Genomic DNA, 15,209 nt, shown 5'->3' on the forward strand with positions numbered 1-15,209 from the left:
ATTAATACCCCATTCGCTTAATTAAATGATCGTTTTTGAGGCTGGTAAAACGCCTTGATACCTCGGCAAAAAATTCACTAATTTTTATAAAAGCTATTTAGATTTTTTAGCGAAACTGTCTGCAATTGGCTTTGTACTTATACCGTGAATAAATACACTAAACAAAATAGTCGTCATTGCTATTGTCGCTATTTGATATTTGTTTTCTATTTGCGTATCAATCACCATCAATGTAAAAACAATTGATGCTAATCCTCTTGGTCCAAACCACGCAAATGTAAAACGCTCTTTAATATTCAATGCCGTAAACTGCAATGACAACATAACAGGAATTATTCTAATCAATGTTGTACTTAACAAAGCGTAAATTATAATTTCAGTATTTAATTTCGGAATAACTAAGTAAGCACAAACAAACCCGAACAAGCACCAAATCATTAGCGATGTAAAATCTGCAATGTGCTCTGAGTCTTCAATTAATTCTGTTCTTACTTCTTCAGTCGAAAATTTATCAAATAATAAACCGGCAATAAACACCGCAATAAATCCACTGCCATGAAAATACTGAGTGACAGAAAAAACAGCCATAGCAAAACCGAGTAATAAAAATGGACTGGTATTTTGTGCAAAGTAATGACGTTTCATTGCAAAGTTTAAACTCGGTATAAAAACAGCGATACTTGTAATAGCTATTAATAAAGCCAAGCCAAGCTCTCGGCCAAACACACTTAATGTTTGTTTTGCGGTAATAGCTGAATCAGGATTTTTAGCGAGTAATATAAATATTAAAAATATGGGCACACATAATCCATCGTTCAAACCACTTTCAGTATTTATCCCTTCACGTATTTTTTCAGGCACTTGTGTACTTGCTAGTAACCCTTTACTTAATGCCGCATCGGTAGGTGTTAAAATAATAGCGAGCAACGCTGCTTGAATAAGTGAAAGCTCAGCAAAGAAAAATAAAGCAACAGCAATACCAAGTAACAAAGTTAAGGGTAGGGCAACAAACAACAGTAAACTAGGATACTGAAAACTATGCCTTAATACACTTAGCTTTGATTTAGCTGCATCTGAAAATAAAAATATACTTAGCGTAAGCTCTATAAATGGTAATAAAAGATCAACGCCTTCTTTTATTTTATCCCCTTCGTTGGGTAGCATTGAAGCTAAACATATTCCGCCAACAACAAAAAACATTGGGCCTGTTACTTCTGTTTTTTCTAACTGGCGAAGTGTTAAAGAATAAATTAAAAATAATCCGCCTATAAATGCTATTACTAAATACTCCATTAAATTTTCCTTTTAAGTCCTGACTTTGCTCGCTCTTTAATATTTGTTTGAATATAAATTTGATCGGTAGTCGCAATTTTAGAATGACCTAAATCTTCTGATAAATGTTTGAGCGGTCTGGTTTGCGCATCATGAGTTGCACCAGTATGACGAAGCCAATGCGCAGTTGCAGCGCCAAGTTGTTCAGCATCATCTTTAAAACCATCATCGAGTAATGATTGCTGTGCATAATCAAAACTTTGTTGAACTAAACGCCTAATTTGCCTTACGGTCATACCACCTTGCCCGCGAATTTTATGAACCAAAGGATCTGACTCATCAACACGGGGAAGGGCAGGTAAACCTCTGTATAGTCTATAACGTTTTAAATATTCAACAAAATCATCGCTTAAGGTTACATCTCGTAATTTATTACCTTTTCCCATTATACGTAAAAACCAAAAACCATCATTATCTTGCCAAAAATGAGACATCACCGGCGACCATTGTGGGCGCTCAGATAATTCTGAAATTCGTAAATAAAGACCTTTTAAGCAGGCAAGCGTAAATAAGTTTCGCTCTAAATCAGGGTTATGTTCGCATAAATCACGCGTTACACCAAAAACGTATTCCCATTGAATATCGCTTAATGTGTCTGGAATTTGAATTTGTGATTGAACAACTAAGTACGGACTATTTTTTTTAACAACAGGGACAAAGTTAGCAAATGTTTTTTCTTCTAGTAGGGCAAACTTATAAAATACATTTAAGGCAGTAAACATAGACGATAAAGTTTGTTGGCTGGCAGTTGATTCTTTTAGCATAAAAGGGCGCCAGTTTTGATTTAATCTACGAATTCCTTGCTCATCTTTATAACGCCATTGCACTGAAGTTGCAGCCCATGCTTTATCGGGTTCAACCATAAAATCAACGTAAGCTTCAATATCTTCACGTTTTAAATCGAATACTGATTTTTCTGCTATTAACCACGACCATAAATAAAAGCGTTCAAGCTCATTTCGAAAACGACTATAAGTGGCTTCTGACTTGCGGCCATAAACATATAAAAACTGATACAAGAATGTCAGATCGGCTTTTGATTCAGTTACAGTCAAGCCAATTTCCTGTATAAAGGATGCAAGTTCTGGGTATTCTGAATTGAGAGTACCGTCATCTAGATGGGCAATTTGATATCTTAATTGTTTTAACGTATCAACCAAAGCAACAAGCATAATTTATAAATATTCAATTAAATAATAGACTTACAGAATAACGTTAAAGTCCGATACTGTCTAGTATTGGACATAGTAAAGTTCTAATTATTTTAATACCGTGATTTTTCTATGGTTGTTGGTTGCTATATCTTATTAAGGAAAACATTATGAAAAAACTAATTATACTAAGCGTACTTGCTTTAACAGTTGCGTTAACTGGGTGCGCTACTACAGGTAGTGCATCACCAAGCGAAAAACGTTCACTTGTACAAAGTATGAAAGCAAACACATTAGATAAATTATACGCTGAAAAACCTGATGTTAAAAAACAAATTGCTAACTCTGCTGGTTATGCTGTATTCGATAACGCGAATGTAAATGTAGTGCTTGCTAGCTTTGGCGGTGGTTACGGTGTTGTTAGAAATAATCTCACAGGTAAATCGACTTACATGAATATGGGTGAAGCCGGTTTAGGACTTGGTTTAGGTGTAAAAGATTTTAACGTTGTAATGGTTTTTCATAATCAAGCAGCACTAAATAGATTTATTGAACATGGTTGGGCATTTGGCGGAAACGCTGATGCAGCAGCTAAATATGAAGATAAAGGCGGTGCATTGGTTGCCGAAGCGATTGCAGATCAAGTTACTGTATATTCTGTAACCGAAAACGGCCTTGCACTACAAGCTGTATTAAAAGGTACCAAGTTTTGGGTTGATTCAGAGCTTAATTAACCACCAAATTACTCTCCTAAAAGCGAGCTGGTTTGTATAATCACGCTCGCTTTATTAAAATTCATGTAATTTAACATAACGTAATTTATGGGTTGATTTTAAGTATTTTTCCTAGACAGAAAAAATATACTTTTGGTAAGTTACTTTCTGAAACATATTTGTTATTTGCGTATTGAAACTAAAAATGGGAAAATTATGAAGATGTCTAAATTATAGATACAAAAACAGTATGTGTTTTAGAAAAATAAAATTTAGTGATCTTAATCATTACTTACTAACAAGGAAATAGTTGTGTTATTTGAATGGGATGATAATAAGAATAGTAAAAATATAGATAAGCATGGTATCGATTTCAATGATGCTGTGACTATATTTGATGATGATGAAAGAATTGAAGCTATAGATGACCGTAATGATTATGGTGAAGAACGGATACAAGTTATTGGAGAAGCTAAGCCCGGTGTTTTAATGGTTGTCTATACATGGAGAAAAAGTGGCACTTCAAGGCGAATGATTTCTGCTAGAACTGCCAGTCAAAAAGAACGTGTTGTGTATCAAAGTATGAAAGCGAGATAAATTTATGTCAGAAACTCATATTAAAAGAAACAAAGATGACTCTGTAGATGGAAAGACTGACTACGAGCGCCTAAAAAAAATGACTGAAGGTGAGATCGAGGAAAATGCAAAAGATGATCCCGATGCTCCACTCTTAACAGATGAAGAACTGAAAAAATTCAAAAAAGTTAAAAAATCAAAGGATTGATAATGGAAAATAAAATTACTAAAAATTATATCAAGGGCAATAAATCTACGGGCAAGACTAACTGGTCAACTGTAGTAGTAAGTTCTAACGAGCCGAAAATAGATGAGGAAAACCCCGAATTAGTTGGTAAAAAACAGTTTAAGAAAGTAATAAAAAATAAATAAAGAGCGCTTTCTGAAAGCACTTAATTTGTACAACGGTTATCATTTCGACAATTTTATTTCTAAACTAATACACTGAAATAAAAGGGCTTTCTGCCCTTTTATTATTAATAGCAGACCGTAATTTATGGGGTTATAGTTCATATTTTATATCCACCTCAATTTGCTATAGAACAATAATTCTAAAGTTTTCATTCAGTGTAAATTACCAATACTATTTAATATCAAACTTTAAGTTATTTAATTTCTTGTCAAACGCCTCAGCTAACTTTTCAGTTTCACTAAAAACAGTATTCCAATATTTAATGCGTGTATCGGCATCAAGATCGGTAAAGTCATTTCTATCTGGAATTTTTCCGTAAGGTAAGCTTGCTATAAATTTTTTTGATGGGGTGATCATCACCACGTTGTCGTAATTAAGTGGTGACACTTTACGTTTTAAATTTTTATCGAACCACCCTGCTTTTGGCTCGCTATTAAAATGCGGATATAAAATTAAGCCTGGGTTATTAATTTTTAAATCAAAGTGGTAATCAATTATTCCGCCGTCGCGATATATTCCTTGCGGCGAGCCTGCAATATTTTTTATGCCTTGCATAACAAGTGGTATTGAACCCGATGCTAGTAATGCATCTTTTAAATTATTTTGAGTAAGCGCTATGTTTTGCGTTTTAAAATTGTAGCTGTCGGTAATTGATAAGTCACTTGTTGCTGGGCCAAATATAAAACGCTCATACTGCGAGCCCAATAATTTTCGGTTAACGCGGTTTAGCATATAACTTTTTGATAAACCCATAAGCTGTATTAATTTATTTTCGCTGGCAATAAAGCCATTCGATTTTGCTACTATAAAGTGCGCTTTAAATACGGGGTTATTTATAATTTCGGTTACGCCGTTATCGCCAAAAACATCTTCAAGTAATGCGCGCGCTTTTATTGTTATTTCATTTGGTGTTGGTTTATTACTTGAGTACCTAGTTTGCGAATACGATTTTGCTAAGCGCTCAATTGCTGCAACGGGATCATTTTGTGCAAAACACGCAGAGCGAAAAGCGCCAGCAGATGAGCCAATTAAATTAAGTGGTTGGGTACGGTTTTTAAAAAATTCACCAAAAATATATTTATCTAAGCCAAATAATGTAAACCACTTTGGCCCACCACTTGCACCTAAAAATGAGGTAAATAACTCAGGTTTAAAGCCCTGTTCGTTAATAATTTTAGCCGCTGTTTTCCCTGCGTGAATCTCGATCATCTAAAAAATTGTGCCCTTTTATTTTGGTTGTTTCTGTTATTTTACAACACTGAAAGTGAATACTTATGCAAAGTAAAAAGCGGATTTATGTTGCCATAAAACCGCTTTTTATAGTTAAGTGTGCTTGAGTTAGTCCCAAATGCCGTCTTCGCATTTGCCCTGTACTTTTACATCTTTTACTTTAAATTCTGGCTCTAAACCTTTGTCTCTTTGTGCGTGGTAATCGCTCGTGACAGACAAAATAGTCGGCGTTAACAGTATAATAGCGATAACGTTAACCACTGTCATTAACCCTAAGGCAATATCGGCTAAATCCCAGACTTCTTTTAATGTGGCCGACGCGCCCCACAACATCATTGATAAATACAGCAAAGTGTAAATACCGCGCCCTACTTTGTTGTCGAGTTTAAATAAGTGCAAGTTGCTTTCTGCATAGGCGTAATTTGCCACCACCGATGTAAAAGCAAATAAGGTTATAGCGGCTGCTACAAAGTAAACACCACCTTGTGCTAAGTGAGCAGTCATCGCGCTTTGTGTTAAACGAATGCCTTCCATTTCACCGCTTATGTCTATATCGGCCAATAAAATGATCACAGCGGTACAGCTACACAGTACGATTGTATCGAAAAATACGCCTAGCATTTGTATGTAACCTTGCGTTACAGGGTGATTAGGAATTGGGCTGGCACTTGCTGAAGCATGCGGCACACTACCTGCGCCCGCCTCGTTAGAATATAAACCACGTTGAATACCGTTTTTAATCGCAGCGCCCATTGCACCGGCACCAGCTTCTTGTAAGCCAAATGCTGATAAAAATATATCTTTAAGCATAGCAGGTACTTGCGTGAAATTTATAAGGGTAATAATTACAGCAGCGAGTACAAATACAATGCCCATTATAGGCACTACGCGCTCTGCAAATCGGGCAATTGCTTTAAAGCCACCGAGTATAATTGAGCCTGCGAGTACGGTAATAACCAGGCCTGAGTAAAATGTAGGAACTTCAAACGCGTAATTAAGTGCGTCGGTAATTGTGTTCGTTTGCATTGCACTAAACGTGAAGCCGTAACCTAAAAATAAACATGCGGCAAACACAATGGCAAACGCTCGGCTACCCAAACCTTGTTGAATATAATACGCAGGCCCGCCTCTAAACTCGCCACCACTATCGCGTACTTTATATACTTGCCCAAGTACGCTTTCGGCAAAGCCTGTAGCCATGCCCAATATGGCTATTACCCACATCCAAAATATAGCGCCGCTGCCGCCAAGTGAAATTGCAACCGCTACACCAGCTAAATTACCGGTACCTACCCGTGCGCAAAGCCCTGTACACAACGCTTGAAATGATGAAATATCGTCTTTTTTACATTTGCTACTGCCTTTTAAAAGGCTAAACATATGTTTAAATTTAAGTATTTGAATTGCTTTTAGTCGTACTGAAAACCATACCCCCGTAAACAAGAGTATATAAATAAGTACTTGCCCCTCTCCCCATAAAAGGTTGTTTACGCTTTTGACGACGGTATCGAACATTGCTAATTCCTTCTTATATTTTTTATATTAATACCCTTTTTTGGGTATAACGGCATTTGCTTACGACATCGACTAAAAATTTAATGCAAATAAGGCAGCTAAGCTGCCTTAAAACTATACATTATTTATTTTGCAAATGAACTCCTGCAATCATGCACCTAACTGAGCCACCAGCCGACTCAATAGTAGGTATTGGTAATGGCACAAGCTTAGCCGTTTTTTGTATAACTATTATTTGTTCAGGTGTAAGTGCATTAAACGCAGTTTGCGATAACGCTAAAATACGACCATTTTTACCTTGTAGCTCAATAGCATTGCCACAAAAGTTATTAATTTGCTCAAGCGTTAAATCGATAACTTGATGATGGCTTTTCAAAAAATGTTTAGCTAACTGTGCACGTTGATTAATTGGCACCATATTTAAACTGATCATTACAAATTTTGTAGCTATACACATTAAAACATTAGTGTGATAAACCGCAGTTCCTTGCTCGTCATATGCGTTAAATACTATGGGTGATAGTTTTAATTGCTCACATATTGTATTAACCACCAACTTGGTAGTTCTTTTTGATTCTACCGCGTAAGCGAGTTTATTTTGATGATCGATAACCAGTGAACCTGTGCCTTCAAGGAATGAATTTTCTTTCGATAAAAATGAATAATCAGTCACTGAAGACACTTTATAGTGATCCGTTAAAAAATCAATAATATCTTTTCGATATTCTAACCTTCTGTTTTCTACAAACATTGGATAGATTATTAATTGGCCACTTTGATGAGTTGAAAACCAATTGTTAGGAAAAACTGAATCGGGAGTGTGTGTTTGCTCATCTTCAAAAAGGTTAACTGTTACCCCTTCATTTTTTAATATTTGTACGGCATTAGTCACTTCTTTAAATGCTTGTTCACTTTGATTTTGTGCTAAGCATTCACTTTGAAATACGTTATCGAGCATTGTGTGTGGATTAGATGTAAAGTGATGCGGCCTTACCATCACTACAGCTCTGGGGGCTTGGTTTACTTCGCTCATGCCACGTGCTCTTTTACTAATGGTTGTTCACTAAGCACTGAAAATAAATTACGAGGGTCCGCTTGTTGTGTAATTAAATCAAGCAAAGCAAACTCGCCCGTTTTAATTAACTCATCGCGTATAAATACCAGTGCGGTAAAGTCTTCGCTCGCAAAGCCAACGCCGTCAAAAATGGTTAATTCATCTTGGCTAGTACGCCCAAGCGACTGCTTATTAATAACTTTATGAAACTCAGTTACTGTAAAGCTTGGACTCATTTGTTGAATTTCGCCCTCTATTCGAGTTTGTGGCTCGTACTCAACAAATACATTAGCACGCTCAAGCAATCTAGCATCTAACTCTGTTTTACCTGGGCAATCACCACCTATGGCATTAATGTGCACACCTTGTGGGATCATGTCATTTGTTAAAATAGTAGCGTTAGTTTTATCAGCAGTACAGGTAGTGATAATATCTGCCCCTTTTACTGCCTCTTGTACACTATTACAAATAGTCACGTTTAACCCGCATGCACTTAAATTAGCAAATGCTTTTTTAGAGGCGCTTTTATCTATATCGTATAAACGAATATGTGTAATACCTAGTACCGCTTTAAAAGCGAGTGCCTGAAACTCTGATTGAGCACCGTTGCCTATTAAAGTAAGGGTTGTCGAGTTTTTAGGTGCTAAATATTTAGCTACCATTGCAGAAGTTGCGGCTGTACGTAGTGCTGTTAGTAAACACATTTCGCTTATCATAACCGGATAGCCACTATCTACATCGGCTAAAATACCAAATGCAGCGACTGTTTGAAGTTCTCTAAAGGTGTTTTTTGGGTGACCATTTACATATTTACAGCTGAACATTTGGCCATCACTCACTGGCATTAGCTCTATTACACCCTCTGGTGAGTGTGCTGCATAGCGAGGTGACTTATCAAACTCCGTCCAACGGGCAAAGTCGGTTTCTAATTTATGTGTTAGATCTAGCAAAACGTTTTCGACCCCTAAGCTATTTATAAGCTTAGCCATTGCCTGAACACTAACAAATGGAACGCCTTGTTTTGGCTGTGCTATAAAATGACTCATGTGGAAACCTCTTGAATAAATGTATTAGTTAATTTAAAACAAGTTTAGCGAGGCTACGTGCTATTTAATATGGCAATTAATTACACAAATAGTACTGATTTTTATCATTTTGCTATGCAGCTATGTACAATTTATGTATTTCGGTCAGTAACTTCTTTTAAAGGTTTGATTTATGACTCCCTATATTTATGACTCTCTTGATAATGCTTTAATAGCAGAATTACGAAAAGACGGCCGCGCTTCTATTTCAGCTTTAGCCGGTTCTTTAAATGTATCACGCGGGACAGTGCAAAATAGGTTAGACAGATTAGTTAGCTCAGGCGCTATATTAGGGTTTACTGTACGCGTTCACGAACACATAGAAACAGAAGCCGTGCGCGCAATTATGATGATAGAAGTCGTTGGTAAATCTACCTCACAAGTAATTAAAACAATGCGCGGAATACCCGAGCTTATAAAATTACACACCACTAATGGTGCATGGGATTTAGTTGCAGAACTACAAGCTGCAAATTTAAGTGAGTTTGATGGAGTGCTAAGGCAAGTACGTGAAATTGACGGTATTTTAAATAGTGAAACAAGCATATTGCTTTCATCAACTTAAGTTATTTTTAATATTTCAATTTAAAAATTTTGGAATGAATAATACTGCAACTTCAAGTTCCAGTATTATTCATGATTTGGGTATCCGATTGGCTTAATTGTAACGATACTCGCTTTGTGAGTAGTTATGCGTATTGCTGATCTCAAATTGGCTTTGCTTCGCTAAATAAGACCGACCTGCAGCCAAGCCTAATTTATGATCAAAACGTAAATCGTTATTTGAACTACCTAATAATTTGCTATGCAGTTTTTCGTCTGCAAAAATTTGTATTATTTCCACATCACTTGGTGGATTTGCAATAAACTCAAGCTCATCTAAATACGCTTTTTCGTGCTGTATTAAGTAGTCCAATGTTTTTGGACAATAACCTGATGCAATAGCAAATGTTCTTAGCTTTTGCACCCATGCAGATTGCGCTTGAAAGTTAGCGTCAACTGTTCTTATTACCACAATTTTATGAGCGCATCGGTTGTAAGCTTCACGCACGGGTAGTGGTGCTGCTAAACCGCCGTCTAGATAAAAGTCGCTCTGTGCTTGCTCTTCAGCAAGGTGTATTTCGTTAGCCGCTTTTGCATTTAACCAAGGTGTTAACTTTACACCTTGTTTGTATAAAAACGGCAGTGCGCTAGAAGCCTTTAACAAATCACGCCATTGACCACTATCACCATTTGGCGATAAGTAATAAGCTTTTCTGTCTCGTGCATTTGTAGCTGTTATAAGTAGTTCACGCTCACCTAAACTCGTTTTCGCTGTTTTGAAATCTATAGCTCTGTTTACTTCAGTGGTTTTGTCAAAGTACCAATCTAAATCAACTATGTGTTTACCCACTAATCCACGACCAAGCTGAAAAAAACGCTTATTACGCGAAAGCCCTCTGATCAGGCGTTTAGCGTAGCCTTTTTGACGCGCTAAGTAGCTAGTTAAGTTTTGCGAACCCGCTGAAGTACCAATGAATAAATCAAAAGGGTCATAGCTTTGCTCTAACCACGCATCAAGTACGCCCGCTGTGAAGATCCCTCGCTGCCCGCCACCTTCAGCAACCAGTGCAACTTTTGGTTGCGCTGTTTTGTTAACTGAATTAGCTGTTGCGGTGTTTAGAGAGTTCACGGTGTACCTGCCTTTAATTTTATGATGTCTGGTTTAATAGCTACATTATAAAAAACAAAAGTGATATCTTAAAATTGATTGTTTAAATCAGTTCGATTGAAAAAACAGAACGGTATATAAAGCAAAATATGCACTAAAAATAGCAATCAAATTTACTTTGAATATTTAAATAACAAATACAGACATCACTTAAAGTTAATAAAATGAGTAAACTAATTTAACTTTTGATGATGTCTGTATGTTAACAAGCCCAGAATGTACGCTTGCTTAACTAACTATATATTAGTGCTTTATTTCCATTAAAATTTCGAGTGCACGGTGGCGTTTTTCACTATCGAATACATCATTGGTAAATATAAACTCATCTACTTCTAGCTGTTTCGCTATCATCTCTAACTTGTGTTTAATACTTACATGTCCGCCTACTACGCTTAGGCTTAAAAAGTTCTCTACATGAGCGCGTTCTTGTTCGCTCCATAACCCGTCCATACTTTCAACGGGTGGTTTTAACCACAGCTCGTTACCGCGTATAAGTTCGAGCACACGTTGCTTAGAAGTAGTCGACAAATATTGCGCTTCATCGTCGGTATCTGCAGCCACTAAAGGCAGTGCAAGCATTACGTATGGCTTATCAAGTACGCTTGATGCTTTAAATTCGCGCTTATACAGCGCTATTGCATCGTGCACGAAGCGCGGTGCAAAATGTCCTGCAAATACATACGGTAACCCTTTTTGCGCCGCTAGTTGCGCGCTAAATAAACTCGAGCCTAATAACCAAATAGGCACGTTTGTGTTCTCCCCCGGTATAGCACGTACAGGGTGTGTACCATTGTAAGGACCTAACAATGTTTGCAGTTCAGTTACTTCACCTGGGAAGTTTTCTGCACGGCTCATATCGTTGTTTAATGCACGACTCGTTACAGGGTCGCTACCTGGTGCGCGCCCGAGTCCTAAATCTATTCGCCCTGGATATAAGCTCTCTAATGTACCAAATTGTTCAGCAACAACTAATGGGGAGTGGTTTGGCAGCATAATACCGCCCGATCCAACGCGTATCTTTTTGGTATTACCTGCAATGTGACCAACCAAAATTGAAGTGGCCGCACAAATTATACCTGGCATATTATGATGCTCAGCAAGCCAAAAACGGTTAAAGCCAAGCTCATCAGCACGTTGAGCGTATTTAGTACTTTTATGAAGAGTGTTAGTAACGCTGTCCCCTTTGATCATGGGGGCAAGTTCTAATAACGAAAAAGGAATGGAATTTAACAAAATAGCAGCTCCTAAAAATGCATGCTAATAATGGATTACATCATTAGCATAAAACACTTAAATGGGTCTGCTATTAGGTCAATTCAAGTTACGCAGTGGTATTAGAGCAAAATAGGTATATGTTATTTTGCTCTAAGGTATTCAGGCAAGCTGTGCATCACGTTGGCGCAGCTTTTTATAGCCTTCTGAATCCACGCCTTTTTTCCAATACCCTGAGGAAAAAATATTACCGCGTGGTATATTAAATTGCTCTGTTAGCAGTGCTTTTGCTTTACGAACAAGCCCAGCTTCCAATGCCATAAATACAATGGGAGGCTCTGCTGTAATGTGCAAATTTTGAAGCGCGCTAAGTAGCGCCTCGTCAGCGTTGTCGGTAACAAGCCAATTAACATCGCGGCTTGTTTCTAAATCAATAATATCTTTTTCGGTGGGTACATGTACAAAGGCATCAATTTTTGAAATTAAAGGTAATTGCTGCACATACCCTTTTATTGCATTTACCGATGTTAAATCGCCGAGCAATACATAATGCGAATGCGCATAATTATCTAGCTTTTTAGGGCCAGGACCTGCAATACCTAACTCGTCGCCTACTTTTGCAATTTTAGCCCAGTCAGTTGCCGGACCTTGGTGCATATTTATCACAAAATCAAGTGTTAGCGAGCCTGTTTGTGCATCTACATGCCTTATTGTGTATGATCGCATACAGGCTGTTTTTAAGTTAAAATCTACTTCACCATCTTTTGGAAATAGTACTTTTACATAGTTACCAATGTACTGTGAGGTTAAGTCGTTAAAATCTTCAGAGCCTACAACAATGCGCTGTAAATGCGGTGTGATTTGCTCTGTACTTAATACGTTGGCTTTGCGAACTTGTTTACTCATGTATTACCTCGTTTTACAAAACTTAGACTTTAATACCAACCTGCTATAAAAAGCAGGCATTGCACAACGCCCCATTGGTTGATAAAATCAACTATAACAAGTTAATTGACTTTGTCAACTATATTGAGAGTTCTATGAATACACCTTTATCAAATACGCTGTTTGAATTAATGCAAAATTACCGTGTAACAATTCGTGAAGCAATTAACGCAGGCGAACTTGGTATTAATGCTATGCACGTACGCTGCATACATATTATCGCGAACGTAAATAACTGTACGGCTAACGATATTGTTACTAAAACGCAGCGCGATAAAGCGCAAATAGCACGTTTAATTAAAGATCTTATTGGCTTAAATTTAATTAATAAACAGGCAAGTGAGCACGATAAGCGCTGCTTTATTTTATCGCTCACAGAGCAAGGTAAAGTTCTTTTTGATAAGTTATTAGCCTCAGAGCAAAAAATAAATAATCAAATGTGTAAAAACTTAAACCCTCAACAAATCAAAGACTTTTTAGATACCGCACAACAAATGATCAAAAACATGGATTGATCAGCCATACATTCTTGGCATAACTTACACAAAACGCATATACTGTACACTTATACAGTATATGCGTTTTAGGTTGTGTTATGTTTGTCATTCCCATTTATATAGAAGCAGGCGTGTGTGGTTTTGAATCACCCGCAGCGCAGTACACCGAGCTAGGTGTAACCCTTGATGAGCTTTTAATAAAGCATCCAGATGCTACGTTTATTGGTATTGCATCGGGTAACTCTATGCAAGAAGTCGGAATTTTTGAAGGTGACTTATTAGTTATCGACCGTGCAGAGCCGGTAAAAAATGGTGACGTTATTGTTGCTAACTTAAATGGTCTTTTTGTATGCAAACTGCTTGATAAAACCAATGCACGGCTGCTTTCAGCTTCCTCTTTACATAAGCCTGTACAACTAACCTCTGCAGACGAGTTTCAGCTCGAAGGCGTAGTAACGCTATCAATAAGAATGCACAGGCAAAGCCCAGAGTTACTAAAATGTATGCCTTAGTTGATGCTGTGTCATTTTATGCCAGTGCCGAAAAAGTATTCGACCCTGCTATTCGATCCAAACCCGTGGTTGTACTTACTAATAACGATGGCTGTGTATGCGCTATTTGCCCTATTGCTCGGCGCTTAAATATTCCTAAATTTGGCCCGTACTTTAAAGTTAAACATTTACTTGAGCAAAACAACGTTGTTATTCGTTCTAGCAATTACGAGCTTTATGCTGATTTAAGCGACAAGATGATGAATATTATTGGCCGCTTTTGCGATACACAACACATATACAGTATTGATGAATCGTTTTTGCACTTTAATGGCTACACATCATTAATTAAAGACTGGCACGAATACGGCCATACAATAAGGCGCACAGTGTGGCGCGAAACAAAACTTCCTGTAGGTGTAGGTTTTGGCCCAACCCCTACTTTAGCAAAAGCCGCTAACCACGCCGCTAAAAAACTCAGTGGTTTTAATGGTGTAGCAGTCATAAATAGCGAACAAACTCGCCAAGCTATTTTACAGAGAATGAGCTGCGAAGATGTATGGGGAATAGGCCGGCGACTAGCTAAAAAGCTTAAAATAATGAATATACACACCGCCTGGGATCTTGCTCAGCAAAACCCTAAAGCAATGCGCCGTGCATTTAGTGTGGTTGTTGAACGTACAGTAAGCGAGCTTAACGGGATAACATGTTTAAACTGGGATGATGTACGACAAGACAAGCGGGAAATTTATTCGACCCGTAGTTTTGGAGAGCGCATATGTGAGCCAACAGCCCTTAAAACGGCGCTAATTAACCATGTAACCACAGTGGCTAATAAACTAAGAGCGCAACGTTCGCTCACTCACCAGCTTTATATTTTTGCAGCCAGTGGCGCGCACGAAAATAGATATTATAAAAAGTCGTTTGTGTATAAGTTCCCCTCACCCACTAACGATACCTGCGTGATGGCTAATGCTGTATCTGAGGTATTTGATCAAATATACCAACCTGCAGTTAGGTTTTACAAGTGTGGTGTAGGCGCTTTAGAACTTACGTCACAGCAATTTCAACAAAGTGATTTGTTTAACCAACGTACTGACAACCCACAATTAATGAGTTGCCTAGATGCTATAAATACACGGTATGGGAAAGGAATGCTTAGTTTAGCTAGTAGTAAATTAAATGACCGGTGGCACATGAACCGTGATTTTTTGTCGCCGCAGTACACCACGCGTTGGCGCGATATCCCTAAAATATACTGCGAATGATTTGCTACTTACTACTT

17 protein-coding genes are annotated in these 15,209 nt (G+C 37.6%); 8 read left to right on the forward strand and 9 right to left on the reverse strand.

Annotated elements, in window-relative coordinates; translation table 11 throughout:
- Positions 1-93: 93 nt before the first annotated feature.
- Together P20495_RS01865 and P20495_RS01860 are read right to left on the reverse strand one after the other, a co-directional pair.
- Positions 94-1,293, reverse strand: coding sequence for a sodium:proton antiporter (locus P20495_RS01865; RefSeq protein WP_008138990.1), 1,200 nt, complete (start codon positions 1,291-1,293; stop codon positions 94-96).
- Positions 1,293-2,504, reverse strand: a complete 1,212-nt coding sequence (locus tag P20495_RS01860; RefSeq protein WP_008138992.1) for a tyrosine-type recombinase/integrase — start codon at positions 2,502-2,504, stop codon at positions 1,293-1,295. The genes P20495_RS01865 and P20495_RS01860 overlap by 1 nt, the downstream gene beginning before the upstream one ends.
- 149 nt (positions 2,505-2,653) lie before the next feature.
- On the opposite strand from P20495_RS01860, the gene P20495_RS01855 reads away from it, so the two are divergent.
- The 4 genes from P20495_RS01855 (at position 2,654) to P20495_RS22155 (ending at position 4,144) form a co-directional block, all read left to right on the forward strand.
- Positions 2,654-3,217: a YSC84-related protein gene (locus P20495_RS01855; RefSeq protein ID WP_007583197.1), complete on the forward strand. Its 564-nt coding sequence runs from the start codon at positions 2,654-2,656 to the stop codon at positions 3,215-3,217.
- A gap of 291 nt (positions 3,218-3,508) precedes the next feature.
- A complete protein-coding gene (locus P20495_RS01850) occupies positions 3,509-3,793 on the forward strand; it encodes a BrnT family toxin (RefSeq protein WP_008138995.1) in 285 nt (94 codons plus the stop codon).
- A 4-nt stretch (positions 3,794-3,797) separates the two neighbouring features.
- Positions 3,798-3,980 carry a hypothetical protein gene (locus P20495_RS01845; protein ID WP_008138997.1) on the forward strand — a complete coding sequence of 61 codons (183 nt, stop codon included), beginning with the start codon at positions 3,798-3,800 and terminating at the stop codon, positions 3,978-3,980.
- A 2-nt stretch (positions 3,981-3,982) separates the two neighbouring features.
- Complete coding sequence (locus tag P20495_RS22155; RefSeq protein WP_008139000.1) at positions 3,983-4,144, forward strand: hypothetical protein; 162 nt, start codon at positions 3,983-3,985, stop codon at positions 4,142-4,144.
- Between the two features lie 211 nt (positions 4,145-4,355).
- Here the strand turns inward: P20495_RS22155 and P20495_RS01840 are convergent, their stop codons facing one another.
- The 4 genes from P20495_RS01840 to P20495_RS01825 form a co-directional block, all read right to left on the reverse strand.
- Positions 4,356-5,393, reverse strand: coding sequence for a patatin-like phospholipase family protein (locus P20495_RS01840; protein WP_008139002.1), 1,038 nt, complete (start codon positions 5,391-5,393; stop codon positions 4,356-4,358).
- Positions 5,394-5,522: 129 nt separating this feature from the next.
- A complete protein-coding gene (locus tag P20495_RS01835) occupies positions 5,523-6,929 on the reverse strand; it encodes a sodium:alanine symporter family protein (RefSeq protein ID WP_008139005.1) in 1,407 nt (468 codons plus the stop codon).
- Positions 6,930-7,050: 121 nt separating this feature from the next.
- On the reverse strand, positions 7,051-7,962 hold the full coding sequence (gene ctlX, locus P20495_RS01830) for a citrulline utilization hydrolase CtlX (protein WP_008139007.1): 912 nt from the start codon (positions 7,960-7,962) through the stop codon (positions 7,051-7,053).
- Complete coding sequence (locus P20495_RS01825; protein WP_008139010.1) at positions 7,959-9,029, reverse strand: ornithine cyclodeaminase; 1,071 nt, start codon at positions 9,027-9,029, stop codon at positions 7,959-7,961. Before P20495_RS01825 ends, ctlX begins: the two co-directional genes overlap by 4 nt.
- A 172-nt stretch (positions 9,030-9,201) precedes the next feature.
- Between P20495_RS01825 and P20495_RS01820 the strand changes: the two genes are divergently transcribed.
- A complete protein-coding gene (locus tag P20495_RS01820; protein ID WP_007377579.1) occupies positions 9,202-9,633 on the forward strand; it encodes an Lrp/AsnC family transcriptional regulator in 432 nt (143 codons plus the stop codon).
- 93 nt (positions 9,634-9,726) lie between these two features.
- On the opposite strand, the gene P20495_RS01815 is transcribed toward P20495_RS01820, so the two are convergent.
- The 3 genes from P20495_RS01815 to P20495_RS01805 all read right to left on the reverse strand — a co-directional run bounded on the left by P20495_RS01815 (position 9,727) and on the right by P20495_RS01805 (position 12,897).
- Positions 9,727-10,740 carry a patatin family protein gene (locus P20495_RS01815; RefSeq protein WP_008139012.1) on the reverse strand — a complete coding sequence of 338 codons (1,014 nt, stop codon included), beginning with the start codon at positions 10,738-10,740 and terminating at the stop codon, positions 9,727-9,729.
- A 282-nt stretch (positions 10,741-11,022) separates the two neighbouring features.
- Positions 11,023-12,012, reverse strand: coding sequence for an LLM class flavin-dependent oxidoreductase (locus tag P20495_RS01810; RefSeq protein WP_008139014.1), 990 nt, complete (start codon positions 12,010-12,012; stop codon positions 11,023-11,025).
- A gap of 141 nt (positions 12,013-12,153) precedes the next feature.
- A complete protein-coding gene (locus P20495_RS01805; protein ID WP_008139016.1) occupies positions 12,154-12,897 on the reverse strand; it encodes a siderophore-interacting protein in 744 nt (247 codons plus the stop codon).
- 134 nt (positions 12,898-13,031) lie between these two features.
- On the opposite strand from P20495_RS01805, the gene P20495_RS01800 reads away from it, so the two are divergent.
- The 3 genes from P20495_RS01800 to P20495_RS01790 all read left to right on the forward strand — a co-directional run bounded on the left by P20495_RS01800 (position 13,032) and on the right by P20495_RS01790 (position 15,192).
- Positions 13,032-13,451, forward strand: coding sequence for a MarR family winged helix-turn-helix transcriptional regulator (locus P20495_RS01800; protein ID WP_007583213.1), 420 nt, complete (start codon positions 13,032-13,034; stop codon positions 13,449-13,451).
- Between the two features lie 80 nt (positions 13,452-13,531).
- The gene (locus tag P20495_RS01795; protein WP_007377584.1) at positions 13,532-13,945 is read left to right on the forward strand and encodes a S24 family peptidase; all 414 of its coding nucleotides are present in this window, start codon (positions 13,532-13,534) and stop codon (positions 13,943-13,945) included.
- Positions 13,933-15,192: a Y-family DNA polymerase gene (locus tag P20495_RS01790; RefSeq protein ID WP_008139018.1), complete on the forward strand. Its 1,260-nt coding sequence runs from the start codon at positions 13,933-13,935 to the stop codon at positions 15,190-15,192. The genes P20495_RS01795 and P20495_RS01790 overlap by 13 nt, the downstream gene beginning before the upstream one ends.
- The last annotated feature ends 17 nt before the right edge of the window (positions 15,193-15,209 follow it).

It is taken from the genome of Pseudoalteromonas sp. BSi20495, from assembly GCF_000241185.1.
GTDB classification, from domain to species: Bacteria; Pseudomonadota; Gammaproteobacteria; order Enterobacterales; family Alteromonadaceae; genus Pseudoalteromonas; species Pseudoalteromonas fuliginea.

Excerpts from the sequence above, each read along its gene's own strand:
- P20495_RS01840 (WP_008139002.1), bottom strand. The coding sequence starts at position 5,393 with ATGATCGAGATTCACGCAGGGAAAACAGCGGCTAAAATTATTAACGAA.
- P20495_RS01820 (WP_007377579.1), top strand. The coding sequence starts at position 9,202 with ATGACTCCCTATATTTATGACTCTCTTGATAATGCTTTAATAGCAGAA.
- ctlX (WP_008139007.1), bottom strand. The coding sequence starts at position 7,962 with ATGAGCGAAGTAAACCAAGCCCCCAGAGCTGTAGTGATGGTAAGGCCG.
- P20495_RS01825 (WP_008139010.1), bottom strand. The coding sequence starts at position 9,029 with ATGAGTCATTTTATAGCACAGCCAAAACAAGGCGTTCCATTTGTTAGT.
- P20495_RS01865 (WP_008138990.1), bottom strand. The coding sequence starts at position 1,293 with ATGGAGTATTTAGTAATAGCATTTATAGGCGGATTATTTTTAATTTAT.
- P20495_RS01805 (WP_008139016.1), bottom strand. The coding sequence starts at position 12,897 with ATGAGTAAACAAGTTCGCAAAGCCAACGTATTAAGTACAGAGCAAATC.
- P20495_RS01855 (WP_007583197.1), top strand. The coding sequence starts at position 2,654 with ATGAAAAAACTAATTATACTAAGCGTACTTGCTTTAACAGTTGCGTTA.
- P20495_RS01795 (WP_007377584.1), top strand. The coding sequence starts at position 13,532 with ATGTTTGTCATTCCCATTTATATAGAAGCAGGCGTGTGTGGTTTTGAA.
- P20495_RS01800 (WP_007583213.1), top strand. The coding sequence starts at position 13,032 with ATGAATACACCTTTATCAAATACGCTGTTTGAATTAATGCAAAATTAC.
- P20495_RS01860 (WP_008138992.1), bottom strand. The coding sequence starts at position 2,504 with ATGCTTGTTGCTTTGGTTGATACGTTAAAACAATTAAGATATCAAATT.
- P20495_RS01845 (WP_008138997.1), top strand. The coding sequence starts at position 3,798 with ATGTCAGAAACTCATATTAAAAGAAACAAAGATGACTCTGTAGATGGA.
- P20495_RS22155 (WP_008139000.1), top strand. The coding sequence starts at position 3,983 with ATGGAAAATAAAATTACTAAAAATTATATCAAGGGCAATAAATCTACG.
- P20495_RS01790 (WP_008139018.1), top strand. The coding sequence starts at position 13,933 with ATGTATGCCTTAGTTGATGCTGTGTCATTTTATGCCAGTGCCGAAAAA.
- P20495_RS01835 (WP_008139005.1), bottom strand. The coding sequence starts at position 6,929 with ATGTTCGATACCGTCGTCAAAAGCGTAAACAACCTTTTATGGGGAGAG.